The sequence below is a fragment of the Streptosporangium sp. H16 genome, assembly GCF_051918855.1.
Lineage (GTDB): Bacteria > Actinomycetota > Actinomycetes > Streptosporangiales > Streptosporangiaceae > Streptosporangium.
Genome location: NZ_JBPXMD010000017.1, coordinates 183319 through 206312 on the forward strand (window position 1 = coordinate 183319; position 22994 = coordinate 206312).

Annotated in this window: 21 protein-coding genes; 7 read left to right on the forward strand and 14 right to left on the reverse strand. The window is 70.9% G+C overall.

Going from position 1 to position 22994, the window contains the following annotated elements:
• Nucleotides 1-214: 214 nt before the first annotated feature.
• From ACTOQ2_RS26965 to ACTOQ2_RS26990, 6 genes are read right to left on the reverse strand one after another with little or no spacing between them, the layout of a single operon-like run.
• Entirely contained in the window at nt 215-961 is a 747-nt protein-coding gene (locus ACTOQ2_RS26965; RefSeq protein ID WP_440103190.1) for a copper homeostasis protein CutC, read from the reverse strand.
• Complete coding sequence (locus ACTOQ2_RS26970) at nt 958-1908, reverse strand: asparaginase (protein WP_440103192.1); 951 nt, start codon at nt 1906-1908, stop codon at nt 958-960. The genes ACTOQ2_RS26965 and ACTOQ2_RS26970 overlap by 4 nt, the downstream gene beginning before the upstream one ends.
• Nucleotides 1901-2728 (reverse strand): amino acid ABC transporter permease, encoded by an 828-nt coding sequence (locus tag ACTOQ2_RS26975; protein ID WP_440103193.1) that lies wholly within the window; start codon nt 2726-2728, stop codon nt 1901-1903. The genes ACTOQ2_RS26970 and ACTOQ2_RS26975 overlap by 8 nt, the downstream gene beginning before the upstream one ends.
• Complete coding sequence (locus tag ACTOQ2_RS26980) at nt 2725-3369, reverse strand: amino acid ABC transporter permease (RefSeq protein ID WP_362684240.1); 645 nt, start codon at nt 3367-3369, stop codon at nt 2725-2727. Before ACTOQ2_RS26980 ends, ACTOQ2_RS26975 begins: the two co-directional genes overlap by 4 nt.
• On the reverse strand, nt 3369-4286 hold the full coding sequence (locus ACTOQ2_RS26985) for a glutamate ABC transporter substrate-binding protein (protein ID WP_362684243.1): 918 nt from the start codon (nt 4284-4286) through the stop codon (nt 3369-3371). Before ACTOQ2_RS26985 ends, ACTOQ2_RS26980 begins: the two co-directional genes overlap by 1 nt.
• 30 nt (nt 4287-4316) lie before the next feature.
• Nucleotides 4317-5045: an amino acid ABC transporter ATP-binding protein gene (locus ACTOQ2_RS26990; RefSeq protein ID WP_440103195.1), complete on the reverse strand. Its 729-nt coding sequence runs from the start codon at nt 5043-5045 to the stop codon at nt 4317-4319.
• A 105-nt stretch (nt 5046-5150) separates the two neighbouring features.
• Here ACTOQ2_RS26990 and ACTOQ2_RS26995 point away from each other — a divergent pair, with 105 nt between their 5' ends.
• From ACTOQ2_RS26995 to ACTOQ2_RS27005, 3 genes are all read left to right on the forward strand, one after another.
• Complete coding sequence (locus tag ACTOQ2_RS26995) at nt 5151-6293, forward strand: ROK family protein (protein WP_440063578.1); 1143 nt, start codon at nt 5151-5153, stop codon at nt 6291-6293.
• A 230-nt stretch (nt 6294-6523) separates the two neighbouring features.
• Nucleotides 6524-7084: a DUF4142 domain-containing protein gene (locus tag ACTOQ2_RS27000; protein ID WP_440103197.1), complete on the forward strand. Its 561-nt coding sequence runs from the start codon at nt 6524-6526 to the stop codon at nt 7082-7084.
• Nucleotides 7085-7196: 112 nt separating this feature from the next.
• A complete protein-coding gene (locus tag ACTOQ2_RS27005; protein ID WP_440103199.1) occupies nt 7197-8387 on the forward strand; it encodes a N(5)-(carboxyethyl)ornithine synthase in 1191 nt (396 codons plus the stop codon).
• Here the strand turns inward: ACTOQ2_RS27005 and ACTOQ2_RS27010 are convergent.
• Together ACTOQ2_RS27010 and ACTOQ2_RS27015 are read right to left on the reverse strand one after the other, a co-directional pair.
• Nucleotides 8370-9419, reverse strand: a complete 1050-nt coding sequence (locus ACTOQ2_RS27010) for a LacI family DNA-binding transcriptional regulator (protein WP_440103201.1) — start codon at nt 9417-9419, stop codon at nt 8370-8372. The genes ACTOQ2_RS27005 and ACTOQ2_RS27010 overlap by 18 nt on opposite strands.
• Complete coding sequence (locus tag ACTOQ2_RS27015) at nt 9403-11871, reverse strand: glycoside hydrolase family 3 N-terminal domain-containing protein (protein ID WP_440103202.1); 2469 nt, start codon at nt 11869-11871, stop codon at nt 9403-9405. Before ACTOQ2_RS27015 ends, ACTOQ2_RS27010 begins: the two co-directional genes overlap by 17 nt.
• Nucleotides 11872-12226: 355 nt before the next feature.
• Here ACTOQ2_RS27015 and ACTOQ2_RS27020 point away from each other — a divergent pair, with 355 nt between their 5' ends.
• From ACTOQ2_RS27020 to ACTOQ2_RS27030, 3 genes are read left to right on the forward strand one after another with little or no spacing between them, the layout of a single operon-like run.
• Entirely contained in the window at nt 12227-13582 is a 1356-nt protein-coding gene (locus ACTOQ2_RS27020; protein ID WP_440103204.1) for an extracellular solute-binding protein, read from the forward strand.
• On the forward strand, nt 13579-14505 hold the full coding sequence (locus ACTOQ2_RS27025; RefSeq protein WP_440103206.1) for a carbohydrate ABC transporter permease: 927 nt from the start codon (nt 13579-13581) through the stop codon (nt 14503-14505). Before ACTOQ2_RS27020 ends, ACTOQ2_RS27025 begins: the two co-directional genes overlap by 4 nt.
• A gap of 2 nt (nt 14506-14507) precedes the next feature.
• A complete protein-coding gene (locus tag ACTOQ2_RS27030; protein WP_440103208.1) occupies nt 14508-15437 on the forward strand; it encodes a carbohydrate ABC transporter permease in 930 nt (309 codons plus the stop codon).
• Between the two features lie 4 nt (nt 15438-15441).
• On the opposite strand, the gene ACTOQ2_RS27035 is transcribed toward ACTOQ2_RS27030, so the two are convergent.
• The 6 genes from ACTOQ2_RS27035 to ACTOQ2_RS27060 all read right to left on the reverse strand — a co-directional run bounded on the left by ACTOQ2_RS27035 (nt 15442) and on the right by ACTOQ2_RS27060 (nt 22142).
• The gene (locus tag ACTOQ2_RS27035) at nt 15442-16275 is read right to left on the reverse strand and encodes a carbohydrate ABC transporter permease (protein WP_440063590.1); all 834 of its coding nucleotides are present in this window, start codon (nt 16273-16275) and stop codon (nt 15442-15444) included.
• Complete coding sequence (locus tag ACTOQ2_RS27040; protein ID WP_440103210.1) at nt 16272-17192, reverse strand: carbohydrate ABC transporter permease; 921 nt, start codon at nt 17190-17192, stop codon at nt 16272-16274. Before ACTOQ2_RS27040 ends, ACTOQ2_RS27035 begins: the two co-directional genes overlap by 4 nt.
• A complete protein-coding gene (locus tag ACTOQ2_RS27045; protein WP_440103212.1) occupies nt 17189-18550 on the reverse strand; it encodes an extracellular solute-binding protein in 1362 nt (453 codons plus the stop codon). Before ACTOQ2_RS27045 ends, ACTOQ2_RS27040 begins: the two co-directional genes overlap by 4 nt.
• A 55-nt stretch (nt 18551-18605) precedes the next feature.
• Complete coding sequence (gene arfA / locus ACTOQ2_RS27050; protein ID WP_440103214.1) at nt 18606-20114, reverse strand: arabinosylfuranosidase ArfA; 1509 nt, start codon at nt 20112-20114, stop codon at nt 18606-18608.
• A gap of 460 nt (nt 20115-20574) precedes the next feature.
• On the reverse strand, nt 20575-21225 hold the full coding sequence (locus ACTOQ2_RS27055; protein WP_440103215.1) for an MOSC domain-containing protein: 651 nt from the start codon (nt 21223-21225) through the stop codon (nt 20575-20577).
• A gap of 134 nt (nt 21226-21359) precedes the next feature.
• Nucleotides 21360-22142: a nucleotidyltransferase domain-containing protein gene (locus ACTOQ2_RS27060; protein WP_440103217.1), complete on the reverse strand. Its 783-nt coding sequence runs from the start codon at nt 22140-22142 to the stop codon at nt 21360-21362.
• A gap of 279 nt (nt 22143-22421) precedes the next feature.
• On the opposite strand from ACTOQ2_RS27060, the gene ACTOQ2_RS27065 reads away from it, so the two are divergent.
• A partial coding sequence (locus ACTOQ2_RS27065) for a phenylacetate--CoA ligase family protein (RefSeq protein WP_440103219.1) occupies nt 22422-22994 on the forward strand: 573 nt, incomplete at its 3' end.

Here is a 22994-nt window from a genome sequence, read left to right on the forward strand (position 1 = left end):
TCTCACGTCACCAGGGCGGAGTCCGGTGGGTTTCCGCGCGCCGGTCCGGGACCTCACAAGGCACGTGAAGGCCCGTGAAGGCCCGTGAGCTCGTCGAAGGCTCGCGCGGACCCCTGACGGCCCGCGGCTCTCCCCCGGACGCCCGTTCGCGTGCGCGGCGGACGCGGCCCCCGCCGCACGTACGCGGTGGACACGGCGACCGGCTCTTCGGGGTTCAGGTGCCCGAGGCGGCGATCACCTCGGAGACCAGGCGCGGGGAGGTGATCAGGCGGCTGTACTCGGGCCGTCGCAACTCGCCGCCCATGAACGGGTGGGGGTTGCGGTGCACGGCGGGGCTGGGCGCGTCGACCAGGGCGGCGAAGTGGATCTCGGAGGCCCCGGTCGCCTCGACCACGCGGTGCACGTTGCGGGGCGTGATGCCGCCGCCGGGCATGACGATCAGGTCGTCGCCCGCCCGCTCGACCAGGGAGGCGATCAGCGGCGCGCCCTCCAGGGCGGTGACGTCCTGGCCGGAGGTGAGAACCCGGTCGACGCCCAGGGAGGCGAGGGTGTCCAGGGCGGCGAACGGGTCGGCGGTCATGTCGAAGGCCCGGTGGAAGGTGACCGACAGGTCCCCGGCCGCGCCGATGAGGCGCTTGGCCACCTCGACGTCCACCTCGCCCGACGGCGTCAGCACCCCGATCACCACGCCCTGCGTGCCCGCGTCCCTGATCGTGGCCACGTCGCGCTCCATGGCCGCGACCTCGTACTCGTCGTAGATGAAGTCGCCGCCCCGGGGGCGGACGATCACGTGGACCCGGATCGTCGAGACCGCCGCGAGGGTCGCCTCGACGGTGCCGAGGGTCGGGGTCAGGCCCCCCTCGAAGAGGGCCGAGCACAGCTCGACGCGGTGCGCCCCGGCCTGCTCGGCCGCGAGCGCGCCCGCGGTGCTGTCGATGCAGATCTCATAGCTAAGACTCATTTTTCCTCCAAAGCATGGATTTCACCGACTGGTCGGCCCCCGCCCAGCACCGGAACGCTCGCGAAGTCCGCCGCTCCCGAGACGTCCCCGCCGGCCGCCCTGAGCGCGGCCAGCGCGATCGCGCTCGTGGCCCGCGGGCTCCCGTCGATGACCTTGACGGCCGCCGCGTGCCCGGTGGCGAGCGCGACGACGAGGACCCCCTCGGCCCCGCCCTTGGCCACCGCCCCCGGCAGTGCCCGCATCAGCGAGGTGTTCACGTGCCCGGTCCCGCCGACGTACTCGGGGTGCTCGCGCATCGCGTCGGCGACCGCGCGCGGCGGGGTTCCGGGCTCGGCGACGACCAGGGCCCGTACGGCCCGCGCCAGCCCGGTCAGCGACAGCCCGAACAGCGGGGCGCCGCATCCGTCGACGGCGACGTGGGCCGCCCTCTCCCCCGACAGTTCCTCGGTCACGGCGCGCACCCGCCGCTGCAGGGGGTGGTCGGCGTCCAGGTAGGAGGCGGTCTCCCAGCCCGAGGCGGCGGACGCGGCGAGCATCGCGGCGTGCTTGCCCGAGCAGTTCATCCGCTCGCGCGAGGCCTTCAGGCCCGCCCGGATCAGCGTGTGCCGGGTGGTCTCGTCCTCCGGCCAGTCCTCGGGGCAGCCGAGGGCCTCGAAGCCGAGCCCGGCCCCGGCGAGGATGTCGGCGACCAGCCGCACGTGGAAGTCCTCGCCGGTGTGGCTGCCGGCGGCGATCGCCAGGCCGGGACCGCGCAGGTCCGCGCCGGACAACAGGCAGGCCAGCGCCTGGAACGGCTTGGCCGAGGAGCGCGGCAGCACCGGCGCGTCGACCGCTCCCCTGGCGACGGCCACGGCGCCGTCGGGCGCCAGGGCGACGGCGCTGCCGAAGTGCACGCTCTCCACGAATCCGGAGCGCACCACCTCCGCGAGCGGGACGAGTTCAGGCACGGGCGGGTCTCCTTCTGAGCCGGCGGGCCCCCGGGGTGTCGCGGGCGTCGAGGGTACGGGCGAGTTTGGACAGCGACGCGTTGACCACCAGGTAGATCAGCGCGACGACGAGGTAGGTCTGGATGAGCAGGCCGTTGAAGGTCGCCAGGACCTTGCCGCTGTAGAGCAGTTCGGCGTAGCTGACCACGAAGCCCAGCGAGGTGTCCTTCAGCAGGCCGACCGACTGGCTCACGATCGAGGGCAGCACCCGCCTGGCCGCCTGCGGCAGCACGATCAGGCGCATGGTCTGGCCCTGGGTGAGCCCGACCGCGAGACCGGCCTCGCCCTGGCCGCGCTCCACGGACAGGATTCCGGCGCGGAAGATCTCCGCGAACGCCGCGGCGTTCGAGATCGCCAGCGGCACCACGAGTTTCCAGAACAGCGGCAGGTCGAGCCCGTAGCGGGGCAGCGCGAACAGCACGACGTAGACCAGCAGCAGCGCCGGGATGGTCCGCACGACCTCCACGTACGCGGCGGCGGGCACGCGGACCCACCTGCGCCGCGACAACCGCCCGAGGGCGAGGGCGACCCCGGCCGCCATCGCGAGCGCGGCCGAGACGACGGCGGCGAGCGCGGTGGCCCACAGCCCGTTCAGCAGGTAGCGCCACATCGGCCAGGTCGCGTACGGCGACCAGCGGTCGGCGTCGAGCTGGCCGTTGGCGGCGAACTGGCGGAGCGCCAGCGCCAGCAGGAGCAGGACCGCGACCGCCCCCACCGCGGTCGCGATCCTTATCCTGCGGCGGGCGCGTGGCCCCGGCTGGTCGAAGAGGAGATTGCTCACCGGACCACCACCAGCCGTCGTTCGAGCCGTCCGGTGACGAACCCGGCACAGGCGGCGATCAGCGCGTAGGCCAGGCCCGCCCCGACGAAGATCGGGATGGGCTGCGCCTCCGCGAGGTTCACCCGGTTGGCCGCGGCGGTCAGGTCGACGACGCCGACCGCGGCGGCGAGCGAGGTGTTCATCGTCAGCGCGATGAAGATGTTGCCGACCGGCTGGATCACCGTGCGCAGCGCCTGCGGCAGGACCACATGGCGCAGCGACTGGCCGAAGGTCAGCCCGAGCGCGCGGGCCGCCTCGCCCTGCCCGGCGGAGACCGCGTTGACGCCGGAGCGCAGGGCCTCGGCGATGTAGGCGGCCTCGTAGAGCGCGATGACGATCATGGCCGTCACCAGCAGGTCGGCCTTGAGCCCGATCTCGGGCAGGCCGAAGACGGCGAGCACCAGCAGCACCAGCAGCGGCAGGTTCTGGAAGGTCTCCACGTAGGCCGTGCCGATCCCGCGCAGGACGCCGACCGGGCTGACCCGCATGGCGGTGATCACGAGCCCCACGACCGCGGCGCCGGCGAAGGACGCCGCGGTCAGCTGGAGGGTCACGACCAGTCCCTGCCAGAACTCGGGCAGGTGGTCCAGGAGGGCGGACATCAGGACCCCGGCACCGATCCGATCTGCGGCGGGGCGGGAGCCTCACCCTGCACGACCGTGCCGAGGGAGTTCTTCCAGGTCTTCTGCCAGAGGCCGTCGGCCTGGATCTTCTTCAGCCAGTCGTTGACGAACTTCTTGAACTGGTCGTCACCGTGCTTGAGGCCGATGCCGTACGGGTCCTCGGTGAACGGGCTGCCGACGACCTGGACCGAGGGGTCCTTCTGCGCGTTGGCCACCAGGAGCGTCTCGTCCTGGACGTAGGCGTCGCCGCGTTCCTGCTTGAGGGCCTGCATACACTCGGGGTCGCTGCCGAACGTCACGATCTTGGCCTGCGGGGCGAGCTTCTTGATCGCCGATACGGCCGGGGTGTTGGCGCCGGCGATGACGGTCTTGCCGTTCAGGTCCTCGGGCTTGGCGATGCCCGTGGTGCCCTTCCTGACCGCGAGGCTCAGCCCTGAGGAGTAGTACGGCCCGGCGAAGGCGACCTGCTCGGCCCGCTCCGGGGTGATCGTGTAGGTCTGGAAGACGACGTCCACGGTGCCGTTGGAGAGCAGCGCCTCGCGGGTCTCCGAGGCCGAGTTGACGATCTTCACCTTGGGCTCGCCGATGATGTACTTGGCGAGCGCCTTGCCCATGTCCGCGTCGAACCCCTCGACCTCGCCGGTCGTCGGGTTCTGCTGCGACAGCAGCGGCGCGTCGAGCGACCCGCCGACGATCAGCTCGCCGCGCTGCTTGATCTTCTCCATCGTGGAGCCGGGCAGGATGTCCGCGGCGGCGGCGACCGGCGCCGAGGCGATCAGGTCGTTCCCCTTGGCCTCACCCGGTACGGCCGGGCTTCCCGAGTCGGTACCGGCACAGGCCGAGAGGCCGAGCATGGACACAGCGGCGACAGCGGCCAGCCGCTTCATGGACACCATCGGGCCCACCATCCTTTTCGATCGATCTGATCAATGAGTGAGAACTTTGGCCAGGAAGTCCCTGGCCCTGTCTGTCTTGGGAGCCTCGAAGAAGGCGCCGGGCTCGCCCGTCTCGACGATCTGGCCCGCGTCCATGAAGACCACGCGGTCGGCGGCCCTGCGGGCGAAGCCCATCTCGTGGGTGACGACGACCATGGTCATGCCGTCGGCGGCGAGCCGGACCATCACGTCCAGCACCTCGCCGACCATCTCCGGGTCGAGCGCCGAGGTGGGCTCGTCGAAGAGCATCACCTTGGGCCGCATGGCCAGCGCGCGGGCGATGGCGGCCCGCTGCTGCTGCCCGCCGGACAGCTGAGCGGGCAGTTTGCCCGCCTGCTCGGCGATGCCGACGCGCTCCAGCAGCTTCCGCGCCGCCGCCTCGGCCTCGGCGCGGCCGTCGCCGCGGACCTTCATCGGCGCGAGCACGATGTTCTCCAGCACGGTCTTGTGCTGGAAAAGGTTGAACGACTGGAACACCATGCCGACGTCGGCCCGCAGCCGGGCCAGCTCGCGGCCCTCCACCGGGGCGGGCACGCCGTCGACGAGGATGTCCCCCGACCCGGCGGTCTCCAGCCGGTTGAGGCAGCGGCACAGCGTGGACTTGCCCGACCCCGAGGGGCCGACCACCACGACGACCTCGCCCCGCGCCACATCAAGGTCGATGTCGCGCAACACGTGGTGGTCGCCGAACCACTTGTTCAACCCTTTGACCTGAATCATTGCCATCTTCCTTCGAAATCGAAGATAAAGCGGAAGGTAACGGATGATTCTCGTGCAAGTCAACACGTTGCCGTAGTAAGTACAGACGTGGTATTCCTCTAGTTCATGTCAGGCAAAGAGCGGCTGCTGGTGCGGGGAGCACAGGGTGACCTTCTGCGTCTCGTCGCCACCGGTCACGCCGAGTCGCGCGCCCAGCTGGCCCGAGTCTCCGGCCTGGCGGCGTCGAGCGTCTCCCTCCGCGTCGAGGAGCTGATCGACACCGGGCTCCTCGTCGAGGAGGGCTCGGGGACCTCCAGCGGCGGGCGGCGACCCCGGCGGCTGCGGGTCAGCCCGACCGCCGGCCTGCTCGCGGTGGCCGACCTCGGGGCGCACCACGCCCGCCTCGGCCTGCTCGACCTCAGCGGCGTCCCCCTCGTCGTCGAGGAGCGCGCCTGCGACATAGCGCTCGGCCCCGAGGCGACCCTCGACTGGATGGCCGCCGCGTTCGACGAGCTGCTGCTCTCCCACGGCCCGGCCGGCGTCCCGCTGCGCGGCGTCGCCACCGGCGTTCCCGGCCCCGTCGACCCGGGCAGCGGCCGGGTGGTGTCCCCCTCGCGCATGCCCGGCTGGAACAACTTCCCCGTCGCCGAGCATCTCGGCGCCCACTACGACCTGCCCGTGCTCGTCGAGAACGACGCCAACCTCCTGGCCGTCGGCGAGGCCCGCTCGTGGCCGGGGTTCGACAACCTCATGGTGCTCAAGGCCGGCAGCGGCATAGGGTGCGGCGTGATCGTCGACGGCCGCCTGCACCGGGGCAGGGGCGCGGCCGGCGACATCAGCCACGTCAGGGTCAGGACCGACTCCTCCACCATGTGCTCGTGCGGCCACCCCGACTGCCTGGAGGCCTACGCGAGCGGCGCCGCGCTCATGGACGCCCTGTCCGGGCTCGGCATCGCGACGCGGCGCCCCGCCGACGTCGTCGCCCTGGTCGAGGACGGCGTGCCCGAGGCCACCGCCCTGGTCAGGAACGCGGGCCGCCTCATCGGCGAGGTGCTCACCGTCCTGGTCAACTTCCTCAACCCCGACGCCATCGTCGTCGGCGGCAGCCTCTCCACCGCCGAGCCGCTGATCTCCTCCATCCGCGCCGCCGTCTACGAGCGCTGCCTGCCCCTGGCCACCCGCGACCTGGAGATCGCCGTCACCCGGGGCGGCCCCGACGCCGCCCTCCTCGGCGCGGGCTCCCTCCTGCTGGACGCCGTCCTCAGCTGAGGGACCACCGGCGGTACGCCCCGCTCAGGCGAGGGACCACGGGCGGTACGCCCTCTTACGAGGGACCACCGGCGGTACGGAGGAGGCGCGGCAGGTCCATTTACCCAACGGGACTAAATATGTCTTTTTAGCAGGCTTTACCACTAATAGCGCCATATGGACCTATATGTGCGTAGATGAAAGGGAGGAAGGTGCCAGCTCTGCCCGTGGGCTGATCGACGGAGGATCCGATGGTTCGAATGATGATCGTCCTGCTCGCCATCGTCATGGCCGCGATGGCCGGCACGGCCGGTGCCGCCGTCTCCCCCACTCCCCGGCCTGTCAGCCAGCAGGACTGGGAGTTCCTCATCAAGGCGCACCAGGGCAGCCTGGCCGAGATCGAAGCGGGCCTGGCCGTCCGGCGGAAGGCCGACGACCAGGACGGGAAGGTCGGCCAGGCCGTCCGCGAACTGGGAGAGCAGCTCATCGTCGACCACATGAGACTCGACAGGCTCATTCAGCAGGTGGCCGGGGAGATGGGCGTCAAGCTCCCCGACGAGCCCAGTGCGGCGCAGCGCAGGCAGCTCGAAGAGGTGATGGCGCTGGAGGGAGCGGAGTTCGACAGGGCCTGGATCGACATGGAGATCGCCAGCCACCGCCACGGGGTCATCCTCGTGAGGCAGCAGGTGGAGAACAGCTCCGACCCCCGGATAAGGAAACTCGCCTTCGCCGTCGAGCAGGTCGTGCGGGCCCACCTGGACATGTTCCTCCATCTCCAGGAGCCCCCCGCCCCCAGCCCCTCGGAGAGCTGAGGCGAGCCGAGACCCGTCCGCGGCCCGCCCGGGTCCGAGGGCGGGCGGAACCCTGAGGCGCCTGTTCGAAGCGGGGCCTGTGCTAGACAGGGAGCCAATCAAAGGGAGCCCCATGGATCAGCTCAGCCTCGGAATCGTGTCACGATCACGCAAGGAGAACGAGCACCGGCTGGCGATCCACCCGCTGCATCTGGAGCGGATCGCCCCCGATCTCCGGGGGCGCGTCTACCTCGAACGCGGCTACGGCGAGCACTTCGGCGTCTCCGACGGGCAGCTGGCACCGTACGTCGCCGGCCTGCTCCCCCGGGAGCGGCTCCTCGCGGAGTGCGACGTCGTCCTGCTCCCCAAGCCGCTGGCCGAGGACCTCGAGGGGATGCGCGAGGGGCAGATCGTCTGGGGCTGGCCGCACTGCGTCCAGGACGAGAGGATGACGCAGCTCGCGATCGACCGGCGGCTGACACTGATCGCCTTCGAGGCGATGAACCACTGGACCAGCGAGGGCGCGTTCAACCTGCACGTCTTCCACAAGAACAACGAGCTGGCGGGCTACTCCTCGGTCCTGCACGCCCTGGAGCTCATCGGGACGACGGGCGTCTACGGCCGGAGGCTGCGGGCGGTCGTCATCGGCTTCGGGGCGACGGGGCGCGGCGCGGTGACGGCGCTCAACGCGCACGGCGTGAACGACATCGACCTCCTCACCTTCCGGGACGTCACCGCGGTCGCCTCGCCGATCCACTCGGCGCGCATCGTGCGCTTCGAGCACGAGGCCGGCGACCCCAACCGCAGCTACGCGCTCACCGAGAGCGGGCGGGTACCGCTGGCGGCCTTCATCGCCGACCACGACGTCGTCGTCAACTGCGTGCTGCAGGACACCGGCGCCCCGCTGATGTTCGCCGACGAGGAGGACCTGGCCGCCTTCGCGCCCGGCACCCTCGTCGTCGACGTGTCCTGTGACGAGGGGATGGGGTTCAGCTGGGCACGGCCCACGACGTTCACGGACCCCATGTTCGAGGTGGGCGACAACGTCCACTACTACGGCGTCGACCACAGCCCGTCGTATCTGTGGGACTCGGCCACCTGGGAGATCAGCGAGGCCCTGCTGCCCCACCTGCGGACGGTGCTCGACGGCCGGGCTGCGTGGGATGCGGACGACACCATCCGGCGGGCCGTCGAGATCCGCGACGGCGTCGTGCAGAACCCCGCCGTCCTGTCCTTCCAGCACCGCTCGCCGGTTTACCCCTACCCGCGCGAGCAGAGCGCGTCCCCGGCACTCGCGCCCGGGCGCTCAGCCGTGACCGGCTGAGCCCCCGGGCGGGGCGGTGGAGCCGCGTACCACCAGCTCGGTGGCGAGCTCGACGTGATGGGAGTCGACCCGTTCGCCCGCCGCCAGGCGCAGGGCCGTGCGTACCGCGACGCCGCCCATCTCCCGCAGCGGCTGGCGTACGGTCGTCAGCGGGGGTGAGGCCATCCGGGCGACCTGGGTGTCGTCGAAGCCGACGATGCTGAGGTCCTCGGGCACGCGCAGCCCCCGCGCCCTGGCCGCCTCCAGCACGCCGAGCGCGATGTCGTCGCAGCCGGTGAAGATGGCCGTGGGGGGCTCGGGCAGGTCGAACAGGGCCGCGCCGCCCGCGACCCCCTCCTGGTAGTGGAAGGGCCCCTCCCGTACGTGACCCGGGGGGACCGCGGCGCCCGCGGCCTCCATGGCGGCGCGGTAGCCGTGCAGCCGGGCCTGCTCGCAGGCGGCGGTGGCCGGTCCGCCGAGGTAGGCGATGCGCCGGTGTCCGAGCGCGAGCAGGTGCTGTGTGGCGGCCAGGCCCCCGGCGAAGTTCGTCGAGCCGACGCTGGTGACCCCCCTGGTCTGCGGCAGGTTCAGCGGGTCGATCACGACCAGGGGCAGGCCCGCGCGGGACAGGGCGGCGAGCTGCCCGGCGGTCAGATCGCTGGTGATGGCGATCACGGCCCGCCGTCCGGCCGTGGCCAGGCCGCGGGCCCAGGCTCCGGCGCGGTCGGCGGTCGTCCGGATGCTCACCACGATCGCCGCGCCGGCCTCGGCCCCGGCCCGCACCGCGCCCTGGACGATCTCGGTCGAGTACGGGTTGAGGTCGGCGTCGAGCTCCACCTCGATCGTGGCCGGCACGGCTGTGCCGCCCCGGTCGCTCCGGCGGCGCTGCGGCGGCGCGACGTAGTCGTGCTGCTCCAGCAACGACTCCACGAGGGAGCGGGTCCCCGGGGAGACGTCACCCCGGCCGTTGAGCACCTTCGACACGGTCGCGATCGACACGCCCGCCGAGGCCGCGACCGTGGCCAGCGTGGCCCGTCTAGGACTGGCCGGCATCTGTTCCTCCCTGCTGTGCGGCGGAAGAGCCCGGCGCCGGTTCCACGTCCACGCGGGTGACCAGCCGTCGGCCCACGCCGACGTGACGCAGCGGGCCGGTCAATCGTAGGTGGCCCCGGCAGGGCAGGTCGGACGCCGACGCGCCGACGAACACCTCAAGATCCCCAGGCTCGACGACGCGCCGCAGGTCACGCCCGGTGAAGGCGGTCCGGTCGGCGGGCACGGTGAAGGTCGCCACGGCGCTCGCACCGGGCTCCAGCCTGACCCGGGCGAACCCGGTGAGCTGCCGCACCGGCCGGGTCACCTGGGCGAGCACGTCGTGCAGGTAGAGCTGGACGACCTCCTCACCCGCCCGGCCGCCGGTGTTGCGCACGCGCACCGACACGGTGAACTCGCCGTCGGTGGGTACCTCGGCGTCGCTGATTCGCAGGTCGTCGATCGCGAAGGTGGTGTACGAGGTGCCGTGCCCGAACGGGAACAGCGGGGTCGGGTCGAGGTTGCTGATGCCGTGGCTGTCGGCGCCCAGCGGCGGCTGCAGGTAGGTGCCCGGCTGCCCGCCGGGGCCGCGCGGGATCTGCACCGGCAGCTTCCCGCTGGGCTGCACCCGGCCGGACAGGACCCCGGCGACGGCCGCCCCGCCCTCCTGGCCCGGCATGAACGACTGGACGAGCGCGGCGGCCGTCCCGGCCACGCCGCCCAGCGCGTACGGGCGGCCCGAGACGACGACCACCACGACCGGCGTGCCGGTGGCGGCCAGCTCGGCCAGCAGGTCCTCCTGCGCGCCGGGCAGCCGCAGGTCCTCGGCGTCGCAGCCCTCGCCCGAGGTGCCCAGCCCGAACATCCCCGCCAGGTCGCCGACGACGGCCACGCACACGTCGGCCTCGCGGGCCGCCAGGAGCGCGGCGGCGAAGCCGGAGCGGTCCTCGCCCCGCACGTCGCAGCCCCGCTCGTGGACCAGCTCGGCGTCGGGCAGCTCGGCCCGCAGCGCGTCGAGCAGGCTGGGCGCGGCCACGCCGAGCCCGAGCCCCGGGTGGCGGGGCAGCACGTGGTTGGGGAAGGCGTAGCAGCCCATGAACGTGCGCGGGTCGTCGGCGCAGGGGCCGACCACGGCCACCCTGCGCGGCTCGGGACGTCCCTCGCCGAGCAGCGGCAGCGCGGTGCCCGCGTCGAGCAGCACGATCGACCGCTCGGCCAGTTCCCCGGCCAGTGCCCGGTTGGCCGGTGAGTCCAGGTCCACGGCCCGTGCCCCGGCCACCGAGCTCTCCGGCGTCCAGTCCGGGTCCAGCAGGCCGAGCTCCACCTTCTGCGTGAGCAGGCGCCGGGCGGCCCGGTCGATCAGGGACTCCGGCAGCTCGCCCCGCCGTACCCGCTCGGCGAGGTGCAGGCCGAAGCCGAGCGTGTCGGGCAGCTCGACGTCGATGCCCGCGGTCAGCGCCTGCACCCCGGCCTCGTCGGTGTCCGCGGCGACCTGGTGCATCGTCGCCAGGAACGGGATCGCCCAGTAGTCCGACACCACCGTCCCGGTGAACCCCCACTCGTCGCGCAGCAGGTCGGTCAGCAGCCACGGGTCGGCCGCGGCGGGGACGCCGTCCAGGTCGGAGTAGGAGTTCATCACCGAACGCGCGCCGCCCTCGACGATGGCGGTCTCGAACGGCGGCAGGATCATGTCCATCAGCTCGCGCCGGCCCATCGGCACCGGCCCGTGGTTGCGGGCCGCCCGGGAGGCGGAGTAACCGGCGAAGTGCTTGAGCGTGGCGATGACCCCGGCGCCCTCCAGGCCGCGCACGTAGGCGGCGCCGAGCATCGCGACGAGGTACGGATCCTCGCCCATGGTCTCCTCGACCCGGCCCCAGCGGTAGTCGCGCACCACGTCCAGCACCGGCGACAGGCCCTGGTGGACGCCCACGGCGCGCATGTCCCGCCCGATGGCGGCGGCCATCCGCTCCACCAGGTCCGGGTCGAACGTCGCGCCCCAGGCGATGGCCGCCGGGTAGACGGTCGCGCCGTAGGTGGTGAAACCGGTCAGGCACTCCTCGTGGACCAGCGCAGGGATGCCGAGCCGGGAGTGCCTGACCACCTCGGACTGCAGCCGCACCACCTCCGCGGCGCCCTCCGCCGCGGTCACCGGAGCGCTGCCGAACACCCGCGTCAGGTGGCCGAGCCCGTGGCGGATCGTCTCCTCGAAGGGCACCCGCCCCGAGGCCGCGAAGACGTCCTGCAGCGGGGCGACGTTCGCCGTGCCCTCGGACTTCTCCTCGGACTTCTCCTCGGGCTCCCCGTCCCGGTCGGCCTGCATGGCGTTGCCGGGCCACCGGCTGCCGAGCTGGCCGATCTTCTCCTCCAGGGTCATCTCCGCGAGGAGGGCGTCGACCCGCTCGGCCACGGGAAGTGCCGGGTCCTGCCACGACCGGAGGGTCCGGCCGGTCGCGGGGGTCCCATCTAGCGCCGTCATCTGCTCTCCTCAAGAAAAACCCGCTCCGGCAACTTCCCGAAACATTTCGGTTAGTTGCGGTAGCTCTGCTCACATCCTGGCGCACCCGAGGTGACCAGGAAAGTCCCAGATGAGAGTACCCCAGGTCCCTCACATACCAAGCTCATGCCGACATGGGATCACCTCTTGACAGGCAGGTAGCTGAAATCTAAATTGACGTGCCACGCGGCCTGTTTCGGAAATGTTTCGACATGCTGGGCTCGGGGGGGACGGACGCCTGGTAGCAGAGGTGCCGATCCACGACCAGACGGCCACCGCCACCCATGTTTCACCTGAAGCCCCGCCCCGCCTCGGCATTCGACATACGGAGATCAGCGTGGAGTCAACGACACCATCCCGCCGCACCTTCCTCACCCTCTCCATGGGCATCCCCCTCAGCGCCGCGCTTGCGGCCTGCGGCACGTCCGGCCCCGCCCCGGCGGGCGGAGCCTCGACCGGCGCGAGCGGCGGGAACGCCGCCAGCAAGGCCAGCTACTGGTTCCTGTCGACCCAGCCGCAGGAAGGCGTGCGCACCAGGGCCGTGGAGCGCTTCAACAAGGCCAACCCCAACGGGCAGATCGAATTCACGGCCATGCAGAACGACGCCTACAAGACGAAGATCAAGACGGCGATCGGGGCGGGCCAGGCGCCCACCATCATCTGGGGCTGGGGCGGCGGGACGCTGCGCACGTACGTGCAGGCCGGCCAGGTGGAGGACCTCACCCCGTGGTTCGAGCAGAACCCGGCGGTGAAGGACCGGCTGTTCGCCTCCTCCTTCGGGGCGGCCACGATCGACGGCAAGATCTACGCGATGCCGGCCGAGACCATGCAGCCCATCGTCCTGTACTACAACAAGAAGATCTTCGACCAGGTCGGCGTGAAGCCGCCGGAGTCGTGGGGCGACATCATGGCCCTGGTCCCCAAGTTCAACGCCGCCGGCATCGCCCCGTTCTCGCTCGGCGGCCAGTCCCGCTGGACGAACATGATGTGGCTGGAGTTCCTCTTCGACCGCATCGGCGGCCCCGAGGTGTTCCAGGCCGTGTTCGACGCCAAGAAGGACGCCTGGTCCCACCCCGCCGCCCTCGACGCCCTGACCAAGATCCAGGAACTCGTCAAGGCGGACGGGTTCATCAAGGGCTTCTCCTCGATCACGGCCGACTCCAACGCCGACCAGGCACTGCTCTACACCGGCAAGGCCGCGATGATGCTGCACGGCGGCTGGACGTACGGCGCCATGTCGACCGACGGCGGCGACTTCGTCTCCGGCGGCCACCTCGGCTACATGAACTTCCCGCCGGTCGAGGGCGGCAAGGGCGACCCCAGCAACACCGTCGGCAACCCCGGCCAGTACCTGTCGATCTCCTCCAAGGCGACCCCCGAGCAGAAGGAGATCGCGAAGAAGTTCTTCGCGACCGCCGTGCTCAACGACGAGGACGTCAAGGAGTGGGCGGGCACCGGCGCGGTGCCGATCGTCAACGGCGCCGACAGCGCGTTCTCCGGCGCCAAGGACGCGGACTTCCTGAACTTCGTCTACGGCATCGCCAGCAACGCCAAGTCCTTCGCCCAGTCCTGGGACCAGGCGCTCAGCCCCACCGCGGCCGAGGTGCTGCTGGACAACATCGCCAAGCTGTTCCAGCTGTCGATCACGCCGGAGCAGTTCGTGTCCAACATGAACGCGGTCATCGGCAGTTGAGCGCGCTCGCCACCCCCGCCCGGACAGGGAGGCCGCCGGCCGCCAGGCAGAGGGCGTACAGCCGCCTTCTGCCCTGGCTGGCCGTGCCGGCCCTGGTGATCTTCGTCGCCTTCGGGGTCATTCCGCTGGTCGGGGTCCTGTTCCTCAGCTTCACGTCCTGGGACGGACTCGGCGAGATCCAGATGTCCGGGTTCACCAGCTGGCGGGCCGTGCTCGCCGACCCCGGCCTCCTGCACGCGCTGTGGATAACGCTGCTGGTGATGGTCGCCTCCTGGGCGGTCCAGACCCCGATCAGCATCCTGATCGGGGTGTTCCTGGCCGGGCGGCAGCGCTACCGCTCGCTGCTGGCGGTGATCTACTTCATCCCGCTGCTGCTCAGCCAGGCCGCCATCGCGATCGCCTACAAGGCGCTGCTCGACCCCAACTTCGGGCTCGGCGCCGGGCTGGGCATCGACCTGCTCGTGCAGGACTGGCTCGGCGAGCCCGTCCTCGCCTTCGGTACCGTGATCTTCGTGGTGTCGTGGCAGTTCGTCCCCTTCCACTCGCTGATCTACCAGGGCGGCGTGCGGCAGATCCCGCACTCCATGTACGAGGCCGCCGAGATAGACGGCGCGGGCCGCGTCCGCAAGTTCTTCAGCATCACGCTGCCGCAGCTCAAGTACACGATCATCACGTCCTCCACCCTCATGGTCGTCGGGTCGCTGACCTTCTTCGACCTGATCTTCGTGCTGACCGCGGGCGGTCCCGGCGACGCCACCCGGGTGCTCGCCCTGGACATGTACAAGCGCGGGTTCCAGGCCAACCTCATGGGACCGGCCAGCGCCATCGCCGTCATTCTCGTCCTGGTGGGTCTCGCCCTGGCCTTGCTCCTGCGCCGGCTCGGCGGCCGCGACGCCAACGCCAGCCAGATGGAAGGGGCCTGACCATGAGCGCGACCCAAACGACGGGGGTCAAGCGGACCGAGACGCTCGGGCCGCATCCGCGCCGGCACCGGCGGCGCCGCCCGCCCGCCCACGGCGAGCGGCGCTCACTCGGCGAGCGCCCCAACTGGCTGGGCGGGGCCGTGAGCTGGCTGTGGCTGGCGATCGTGATCGTGCCGATCTACTGGATCGTCATCACCAGCTTCAAGGCGCAGAGCAGCTACTACGCCACCAACCCGCTCGCGCCGCCCACCGAGCCGACCCTCGACAACTACCGGCTGGTCGTCGAGTCCGACTTCCCGCTGTATTTCCTCAACAGCCTCATCGTCACCGTCGGCGCGGTCGTCCCGGCGGTCGCGGTCGCGTTCATGGCGGCGTACGCGATCGTCCGGGGCAGCACCGCCTTCCGCTTCCTGCGCGGGGTGAACGCGCTCTTCCTTATGGGCCTGGCCATCCCGCTGCAGGCGACCATCATCCCCGTCTACCTGATCATCATCCGGCTGCGTCTGTACGACTCGCTGACGGGGCTGATCCTCCCGTCGATCGCCTTCGCGATCCCGCTGTCGGTGCTGGTCCTGACCAACTTCATCCGTGACGTGCCCAAGGAGCTGTTCGAGTCGATGCGGCTGGACGGCGCGGGCGAGCTGGCGACACTCTGGCGCCTGGCGTTGCCGCTCACCATGCCGGCCGTGGTGACGGTGACGATCTACAACGCGCTGACGATCTGGAACGGGTTCCTGCTGCCGCTGATCCTCACCCAGAGCCCCGACAAGCGCACGCTGCCGCTCGCGCTGTGGACCTTCCAGGGGCAGTACAGCGTGAACGTGCCGGCGGTGCTCGCCTCCGTGGTGCTGACCACGCTCCCCATCCTGATCCTGTACGTGGTCGGCCGCCGCCAGCTGCTCAGCGGCCTGACGGCCGGTTTCAGCAAGTGACCGGTCACTGCCCGGCCAGGCCGGTGTGGGCGACGCCGCGAATGATCTGGCGCTGGAAGAGCACGAAGACGACGAGCAGCGGCAGGCCGGCCAGGACCACGGAGGCCATGATCTGCGCGTAGCGCACGCCGAAGGTGCCCTGCACCACGTTGGCCAGTCCCACCGGCAGGGTCATCGTGTTCGGGTCGGTGGAGACCAGGAACGGCCATAGGAAGTTGTTCCAGGTCGTGATGAACGTGAAGATCGCCACCGCGGCGAGCACCGGGCGCGAGAGCGGGAGCACGATGGTGAAGAACACCCGCCAGCGGCCGGCCCCGTCGACGAACGCGGCCTGTTCCAGCTCCGGCGGCACGGCCTGGAAGAACTTGTAGAGGATGTACACGATGACGGGCGCGGCGACCTGCGGAAGGATGACGCCCCACCAGGTGTCGACCAGTCCCAGCGCGACCATCTCGGCGAACAGCGGGGCGATCAGCACCTGCGGGGGAACCATGATCCCCGCGAGGATCACGGCGAGCAGCACGCGCTGCCCGCGGAACCGGGTGCGCGCGAAGCCGTACGCCGCCATCGCCGAGAACAGCACGGTCATGAACGTCACGATGACCGCGGTGACGGTGGAGTTGATCGCCCACTTGACGATGCCGCCGGTGCCCAGGACCAGGCGATAGGCGTCGAGGGTGACCTCGCTGCCGACCCACTGCAGGGGGACCTTGTTGGTGTCGGCCTCGGGCTTGAGCGAGGTGGCGACCGCCCAGGCGAGGGGCGCGAGCCAGACCACGGCGAGCGCCCCGGTGACGGCGAGCAGAACCAGCTGGCCGGGGCCGAACCTCTTGGTCATCGAAGAGACTCCTCACGCTTGCGGAACAGCCGCAACTGCACCAGGGACACGGCGACGATCAGGACGAAAAGGATGTAGGAGACGGCCGAGGCGTAGCCGACGCGGTACCCCGTGAAGCCGATGTCGTAGGCGTACTCGATGATCGGGCGGGTGGAGTTCTCCGGGCCTCCGCCGGTCATCAGGTAGATCTGGTCGAAGACCTTCAGCGAGGCCAGCAGCTGCAGCACCACGACGAGGCCGGTGGTGCGGCGGAGCAGCGGCAGCGTGATCGAGCGCAGCTTGTGCCAGGCCGAGGCGCCGTCGATCGAGGCGGCCTCGTAGAGCTGCTCGGGGATGCTCTGCAGGGCGGCCAGGTAGAGCAGGAAGTTGAAGCCGACCGTCCACCAGACGGTGGTCATCACGACCGACCACATCGCCAGGTCCGGATCGCCCAGCCAGAGGATGTCGGTCCCGAACGTCCCGTTCAGCAGGCCGAAGCCGGGCTGGTAGATCATCTGCAGCCAGAGCAGCGAGACCACGGCGGAGGGCAGCAGGAACGGTGCGAAGAACGACAGCCGCCACAGCCAGCGCATGAAGCGCAGGTTGTGCACCAGCAGGGCGAACACCAGCCCCAGGACGACCAGGGGCACGGTGCTCAGCACGGTGAACAGCACGGTGTTCCAGAGAGAGCGCCACATCCTGGGGTCGGCGAACGCCTCGGCGTAGTTGGCGAAGCCGACGAACCCGGCGTTGGCCCCGGCGATGTTGACGCTGGTCAGGCTCATCCTCAGGCCCAGCAGCAGCGGCCAGACCAGGAAGGCCACGTAGATCACGACGAAGGGCGCGACGAACAGCAGCCCGTGCTGGGTCCAGCGGCGTCCCGCACCGGTCTTCGCGGCCGGCGCGGCGCCGGCGGGGGCGGCGACGGTGGTCGTCATCGGGGCTCCTCGGGGAAGGGGTTGGGTGCCTCCATGAGCCCGCGCAGGGCGGCCTTGGCCAGGGCCAGGCCCTGCTCGGGCGTGCGGGTTCCGGCGATCACCGGGGAGAACGCCTCACCGAACTCGATCCACAGCCTCGACGCCGATCCGGTGAACCACACCTGCGGGTCGAGTGCCACGTCGGTGATGACCGAGCGGTACTCCGACTGCGGGCTCAGCGCCAGGTACTCCGGCTCCTCCAGTGCGGGGAGGTAGGCGGGCACGTGACCGGCCACCGCCCAGTCGGCGCTGTTCTTGACCAGGTAGGCGATGAACCGGTAGGTCTCCCGCTCGATCCGCGGATCGCGGTCGCGTTGGTGGGGCACGACGAAGACGTGGCAGTCGGCCTGGGCCGAGGCACCGCCGAAGACCGAGGGAAAGCGCGTCATGTCGAACGGCGTCTTCGCCTGCTTGAAGGTCGTGATCTCCCAGTCGCCGTTCCACAGGAAGGCCGCGTCGCCGTTCTGGAAGGCGGCGACCGACGCCGCGTAGTCGGTGGTGGGGTCGCACAGTCCCTCCGCGCCCAGCGTGCGCATGAAGGACAGCGCCTCCAGCGCCTTGGCGTCGTCGATCGTGATCTGGGTGCCGTCGTCCGACAGGAGGGTGCCGCCGCTCTGGGGGTACAGCGACCACCACACCCGCCACGGCCCCACCGTCCCGAGGCCGAGCGCGTCGAAGGTCAGCGGAGGCTTGCCGCCGAGGACGTCCTTGGCCTTGCGCAGCGCCTCCAGCAACTGGTCGGCGCCCTTGGTCGGCAGCAGCTTGCCGTCGCCGCCGAGCAGCCCGGCACGGCCGCAGACGTCGGTGTTGTGGTACTGCACCATGGGGTGGGCGTCGAACGGCACCGCGTACAGGACCCCGTCGACGTGGGCGCGTTCCCAGATCGGGGGGCTGAAGTCCTCGGCCCGCAGACCGTTCTCGGCGAGCAGGTCGAGGTTGATCGGGTCCAGGATCAGGCCGGGGCCGATACCGGGCAGCCGGGCGAGGTGGAAGGTCGCGAGATCGGGGGAACGGCCCCCGGCGCCCGCCATCGCGACCTTGGTGTAGAAGGGCTCGCCCCACTGCAGGACGTTCTCCTCGACGAACAGGCCGGGGTTCTCCTTGGCGAACGCGCCGACCATCCCGTTCATGACGACCCCGTCGCTCGCGCCGAGGAAGTGCCAGTACCTGATGCGGGTCCGGGAGGAGCCCAGGTCCACGGGGAGGGAGCATCCGGAGCCGAGGAGCCCGAGGGCGAGGGCGCCGCCCAGCAGGTTCCTGCGGGTGATCCGGGACGGGGTCGGCGGAGTCCGGGGTGGGATCGATGGGATGTCGTCCACTGCTGTCTCCAGGGGGCGAGGCCGCGCCTCCCCGACGAGCCACGGCCGGACGGATCTACGGGCGGATGAGACGGATCACGTTCCACGAGACGGCGGGCAGCGTGATCTGCAGGGTCCCGGCGTCGAGGCGGACCTCGGTGTTCGTACGGGGAGTCACCGTGTCCGGGGCGTCGGCGGTGTTGCGGGCGTAGGGGTCGGGACCGGACAGCACCGTGGCCCCGGCGAGTTCCACCGGGCCGAGGGCGCGCAGGTCGGCGGTGAGGGTGAGCGACCGGTCGGTCGAGCGGTTGACGGCGAACAGCGTGGTGGCGCCGGTCTCCTCGTCGTGGGTGGCGACGGCGTCGAGGGCGGTGACCTGCCCGAACCTCGCGGTCTCGTGGGTGGGAGAGACGGGCTCGACCCGCAGCACCTGGCCCGCCGCGTACCGGGAGGCCTGGGCGAACGGGTGGAAGGTGGTCTGCCTCCAGGCCCTGCCGCCCGGTTCGGTCATGATGGGGGCGATGACGTTGACCAGCTGGGCCAGGCAGGCGGCCGTCACCCTGTCGCTGTGCCGCAGCAGTGAGATCAGCAGCCCGCCGAAGGCCACCGCGTCGGCCAGGTGGTAGTGGTCCTCGAGCAGCGGCGGGGCGACCGGCCAGTCGCGCGGCGGTTCGGCGCCCTGGAAGCGGGACAGGTACCAGACGTTCCACTCGTCGAACGAGATGTTGATCTTCTTCTTGCTCCTGAGCCGGGCGCCCACGCTGTCGGCCGTCGCCACCACCGCGTCGACGAAGTGGTCCATGTCCACCGCCGAGGCGAGGAAGCTCGCCAGGTCGCCGTCGTGCTCCTCGTAGTAGGCGTGGCAGGAGATGAAGTCCACCACGTCGTAGGTCTCCTCCAGCACGGTGGCCTCCCACGCGCCGAAGGTCGGCATGGCGGAACCGGAGCTCCCGCAGGCCACGAGTTCCAGGCTCGGGTCGATCATGCGCATGGCACGGGCGGTGCCGGCGGCGAGCCGCCCGTACTCGCGGGCGGTCATGTGGCCGATCTGCCACGGGCCGTCCATCTCGTTGCCCAGGCACCACATCCGGACGTCGTGCGGCCTCTTGGCGCCGTGGGCGACCCGCAGGTCCGACAGGTGGGTCCCGGACTCGATGTTGCAGTACTCCAGCAGGTCCAGCGCCTCGGCGATGCCCCGGGTGCCGAGGTTGACGGCCATCATCGGCTCCACCCCGGCCTTGCGCGTCCAGGCGACGAACTCGTCCAGGCCGAACTCGTTGGTCTCCGTACTGTGCCAGGCCAGGTCGAGCCGCCGGGGCCGCCCGGCCCGGGGGCCGACGCCGTCCTCCCAGCGGTATCCGGACACGAAGTTCCCGCCGGGGTAGCGGGCCGTGGTGACGCCCAGCTCGCGGGTGAGCTCCAGCACGTCGCGCCGGAGGCCCTCCTCGTCGGCGGTGGGGTGGCCGGGTTCGTAGAGGCCGGTGTAGACGCACCGGCCGAGGTGCTCGACGAACGTCCCGAAGGTGCGCCGGTGGACGGGGGCCACCCTGAACGCGGGGTCAAGGGTGAGGTGCGCGGACAGCACGAAGGTCTCCTCATACGCGGCCCGCGCCGGCCTCCGGCGCGAGATCGCCAGGCTCGTGGACGAACGGGAAGTTGGGCGACTCCATTTGTGAGCGTTAACATGAAAAAAGGCCAACCGTTACCTGGAGTGAGTGTTAACGCCCCTGACATCGCCGGTCAAATCACGATCCGGTAACTACGAAAGATTCCCAGCTCATCGCATGTGCCGTCCGACCTGCTGATTTCACCTCCGCGCGCCGTGAACGATCCGCTCCACCCCGGACACGCGACGTGACCGGAACCCGCCCCACGCCTCTCGTGCCCGAATAAAGGCGAGCACTTACCGGCAAATTAAGGAAATCCTCAGGTGGCCGTTGACAGCGTTATCGACAGGGAGTCCACTTGGCTGCCAAACACCGGACAAGGGGGGTGTCGCACGCAGGTTCCGGCCTCGCTCCCCGCACCGCGTGATCACCGAGATCTCACGCGTCGGCGCGCCGGCGGGCCCGCTCCCTGTCCTCCTCCGGCAGCGCGTCGGCGGCCAGCAGTCGCGGCAACAGCTGCGGTTCCAGCGTCATCGCCCGGAAGACGAGCGCGACGGTCACGTCGTGGCCGGGCCGGTGCACGACCACGACCGGGTCGGCGGCGCGGATCTCGCCGGGCTCGATCACCCGCAGATACGCGCCCGGCCGAGCGGCCCGCGTGAACCGCTTGATCCAGCCCTCACGCTCCAGCCAGCCCTGGAATGTCGCGCACGGGAGACGCGCGCACGACACCTCCAGGACGACATCCGGTCCGATCCGCCACCGCTCACCGATCAGGGCGCCGTTGACGTCCACCCCCAGGGTCGTGAGGTTCTCCCCGAAGACCCCGTTCGGGAGCGACCTGCCCAGCTCGGCCTCCCAGCCGTCGAGGTCCTCGCGAGCATAGGCGTAGACGGCCTGGTCGGAGCCGCCGTGGTGCTTCACGTCATGGACCCGGTCACCGGCGAGGCCGACCGCGCCGGTGCCCTTGGGGCCGGGGGCGGTGACGGCGACCGGGCCGTCAACGGGCCGCTTGTCGATGCCCGTCGAGCGCAGCCCCTTCCACGGGTTGGGACGGGGCCGGCCGATGTTGACGGAGAGCAGCTTCATGGTGGCGACGGTACGGTCCGTTGCTCGCTCGGGCGACATGTTTTCCCCGCACGCCAACTCCAGGGAGTGACGTGGGCGGAGGGGCGGAAGCGGCCGGCGTTGACGCCCGGCACCGCGCGACGGCCTCCGGGGATTCACTGTGATCGCAGCACCATGGACATGTAGGCCAGCAGGTCGGCACGGCGGCGGAACGGATCGCGATACAGCGGCGGGCCGCCGACCCTCAGGCGCAGTCCCTCCCGGATGATCCGGTGCCAGCGTTCGTCGAACACCTTCAGCGCGTACTCGCCCGCGGCCGTCTTGGAGGTGACCTCGCCCGCCGCGAGAGTGTGGTGGAGCCGGGTGACACCGAGCACCCCCCACGTGGTCCGGTAGCCGCTGAGCGCGGCCACTCCCCACAGTGACGCCGATCGGGAGCCGCGCTCGACCCAGCGCGTCCAGTAGCCGTCCAGGTTCTCCCGCGTCCGCCGGGCCAGGGTGTCCCAGTCGGTGTGGATCCCCAGCTCCGCGACCGCGGGCCCCCGCACCGCCACCCCGCCCTGGGCCAGCACGTGCCAGGTCACCAGGTGCCGCTCGGACCTGCTCTCCGCCTCGAGGCGCCATTCGTGCACGGACGGCCTCGCCGGGGTCAGCTCGGGGTCGCGGCGCAGGTCGTCCCACGTGACGTAGAGACCGTCGAAGTACGGCTTCGCGTACCGGCTCTTCAACTCGGCATGCACCCTGCGCAGGATCCGCGCGTCAGGGGGAGCGCCGACCACGGCGACGAAGTCGATGTCGCTCTTGCCCGGCCGGTAGTCACCGAGGGCGATCGAGCCCTGCAGGTAGAGACCTTCGACCAGGCCCGGCGCGTACCGGTCGGCCAGCTCCAGGTAGGTCGCGCACATACGGGAGGGCATCTCGCCGAGGCTGTTCACCACTTTCGCACCTTAACCGCCGGGCAACGGAGCGGACCTCGAAACGGACGCCGCGACGATCATCCACCACCTCGCCAGGCGCTACCTCACCGCGGCCTCCAACGAGGAGGTCACCGCCGACCAGGTACGCGGCCTCCCCGGGCCGGTGGCGCGGATGGTGAGCGGCGCGGTCGGCGAGTACGAGGACCCGGACGCCTGACGCCGGACACGCCGGAGCACCGCAGGACGGCCCGCCGTGCGCCTCCCGTGACGGGAGAGAGGCGCAGGCCGTACATTCGGCGGATGGATCCTCGTGACGGCGTGGTCGAGCTGTTTCATCGGGTGGCGGCCTCGGTGCCCGCCTACCGCGCGTTTCTCGCCGAGCACGGCGTGGCCGCCGAGCGGGTCGAGACCTATGAGGACTTCACCCGGCTGCCGCTGACCACCAAGGACAACTACACCCGCCGCCACCCGCTGCCCGAGCTGTGCCGGGACGGCACCGTCGGGGACATGATCGCGGTGTCGTCCGGCTCCACCGGCACCCCGTCGTTCTGGCCGCGCTCGGCCGCCGACGAGGAGGTGATCGCCGAGCGGTTCGAGCAGGTCTTCCGCGACGCCTTCGACGCCGCCGGGCGCAGGACGCTCGCCGTGGTCTGCTTCGCACTCGGCACCTGGGTGGGCGGGCTGTTCACCCTCGCCTGCTGCCGCCACCTCGCCGCGAAGGGCTACCCCATCACCGCGGTCGCCCCCGGCAGCGACCGGCGCGAGATCCTCCGGGTGATCCCGGAACTGGCCCCGCACTTCGACCAGGTCGTGCTGCTCGGCTACCCGCCGTTCCTCAAGGACGTGATCGACACCGGGATCGCGCAGGGCCTG

Bases quoted from the DNA above. Each gene is read 5' to 3' on its own strand.
- ACTOQ2_RS26965 (WP_440103190.1), bottom strand. From the start codon at position 961: ATGAGTCTTAGCTATGAGATCTGCATCGACAGCACCGCGGGCGCGCTC.
- ACTOQ2_RS26980 (WP_362684240.1), bottom strand. From the start codon at position 3,369: ATGTCCGCCCTCCTGGACCACCTGCCCGAGTTCTGGCAGGGACTGGTC.
- ACTOQ2_RS26985 (WP_362684243.1), bottom strand. From the start codon at position 4,286: ATGGTGTCCATGAAGCGGCTGGCCGCTGTCGCCGCTGTGTCCATGCTC.
- ACTOQ2_RS26990 (WP_440103195.1), bottom strand. From the start codon at position 5,045: ATGATTCAGGTCAAAGGGTTGAACAAGTGGTTCGGCGACCACCACGTG.
- ACTOQ2_RS26995 (WP_440063578.1), top strand. From the start codon at position 5,151: ATGTCAGGCAAAGAGCGGCTGCTGGTGCGGGGAGCACAGGGTGACCTT.
- ACTOQ2_RS27000 (WP_440103197.1), top strand. From the start codon at position 6,524: ATGGTTCGAATGATGATCGTCCTGCTCGCCATCGTCATGGCCGCGATG.
- ACTOQ2_RS27005 (WP_440103199.1), top strand. From the start codon at position 7,197: ATGGATCAGCTCAGCCTCGGAATCGTGTCACGATCACGCAAGGAGAAC.
- ACTOQ2_RS27010 (WP_440103201.1), bottom strand. From the start codon at position 9,419: ATGCCGGCCAGTCCTAGACGGGCCACGCTGGCCACGGTCGCGGCCTCG.
- ACTOQ2_RS27015 (WP_440103202.1), bottom strand. From the start codon at position 11,871: ATGACGGCGCTAGATGGGACCCCCGCGACCGGCCGGACCCTCCGGTCG.
- ACTOQ2_RS27030 (WP_440103208.1), top strand. From the start codon at position 14,508: ATGAGCGCGACCCAAACGACGGGGGTCAAGCGGACCGAGACGCTCGGG.
- ACTOQ2_RS27035 (WP_440063590.1), bottom strand. From the start codon at position 16,275: ATGACCAAGAGGTTCGGCCCCGGCCAGCTGGTTCTGCTCGCCGTCACC.
- ACTOQ2_RS27040 (WP_440103210.1), bottom strand. From the start codon at position 17,192: ATGACGACCACCGTCGCCGCCCCCGCCGGCGCCGCGCCGGCCGCGAAG.
- ACTOQ2_RS27055 (WP_440103215.1), bottom strand. From the start codon at position 21,225: ATGAAGCTGCTCTCCGTCAACATCGGCCGGCCCCGTCCCAACCCGTGG.